The sequence below is a fragment of the uncultured Tateyamaria sp. genome (assembly GCF_947503385.1).
In the GTDB taxonomy this organism is placed as follows: domain Bacteria; phylum Pseudomonadota; class Alphaproteobacteria; order Rhodobacterales; family Rhodobacteraceae; genus Tateyamaria.
In genome coordinates this window covers 1-1,293 of the sequence record NZ_CANNDO010000024.1, presented here as the reverse complement: position 1 = coordinate 1,293, position 1,293 = coordinate 1, and the positions used below count along the sequence as shown (strand labels likewise).

1 protein-coding gene is annotated in these 1,293 nt (G+C 55.4%); it reads right to left on the bottom strand.

The window, feature by feature from the left end; translation table 11 throughout:
• Positions 1-182: 182 nt before the first annotated feature.
• Positions 183-1,202 carry an IS110 family transposase gene (locus Q1A85_RS22920; protein WP_299695399.1) on the bottom strand — a complete coding sequence of 340 codons (1,020 nt, stop codon included), beginning with the start codon at positions 1,200-1,202 and terminating at the stop codon, positions 183-185.
• Positions 1,203-1,293: the final 91 nt, after the last annotated feature.

The following is a 1,293-nucleotide window of genomic DNA, read 5'->3' as shown; positions in this document are numbered from 1 at the left end:
GCAGTCGTGTGTCCGGCCTGTTTGCGCGGTTTTGACCGCTGGCCCTGATGGGTTCCGCAAACCAAGTCCCTTACGGCTTAGCGGGCTATGATGCCCGGGACCTTCGACGGGGTGTCTTGGTTTTGGCGGCTGACTTTTGCACCATCATTTCGCAGGTCTTGCTAACTCGTGGTTCTTTCTCCTCAGGCCATATGTGGGTTGTAGGGTGCGTTTCGGGTGAGAACGGCCCAGACGATCCGAGCTGTCTTGTTGGCCATAGCAACTGTAGCCAGGCGGGCAGGTTTGCGCTCGAGTAGCGACGTCAGCCATTTACTGGCGCGCTCTGGATGTGATCGGGTTTGCCTCACCAGCGAGGTCATCCCCACGACAAGCAATGATCTTAAGTACTGATCGCCCATCTTGGTGATCCGTCCCAGCTTTTCCTTGCCTCCGCTAGATTTATTCGTGGGCGTCAAGCCAAGCCACGCTGCAAATTCGCGGCCATTTCTGAATTGATGCCCGTCGCCAATGCTCGCGATGATCGCGGAAGCTGTCACCGCTCCTACGCCTGGTATCGTGCGAAGAAGGCGAACACGCGCGTCCTCCTTTGCAACTTGCTTCAGGCGCTCTTCGTACCAGCGAACCCGCTGATGCAAAGCCATGAGCTGTTCTGACAGGTTACGGATCACTTCGTTGGCGATGTCTGGTAGGTCGAGCACTTCACCAAGGGCAATATCCTCAGCAAACCCAATCACACGGGCGAGCCCTCTGGGGATGTAAATGCCAAACTCGGCGACCAAGCCACGCAGGCCATTGATCAATTGGGTCCTTTGACGAACAAGAAGGTCACGCGCTCGATGCAGCGATAGTAGTGACTGTTGCTCAACCGTCTTGATGGCAACAAACCGCATAGTCGGTCGAGTCACAGCCTCGCAGATCGCCTCGGCATCAATGGCATCAGACTTTCCGCGTTTAACATATGGCTTCACATAAATCGGAGGGATTAGACGAACGTTGTGGCCCAAAGCGGTAAGTTCACGAGCCCAATGGTGCGCTGTGCTGCACGACTCCATACCAATCAGGCAGGGTTCCAACTTTGTGAAAAACGGCAGAACTTGCGCGCGGCACAGTGGTTTGTTGAATACGACATTTTCATCGTCGGTAATGCCGTGGACCTGAAACACGTTCTTGGCCAGATCAACGCCGATTGTGGTAACTTGCATGGGGTGGCTCCTCTCATAAGCAGATATCGACACCTGCACTATGGCGCATTGCGACGCCGGTTGGAGCAGGAGCCATCCACCCCATCGGCTT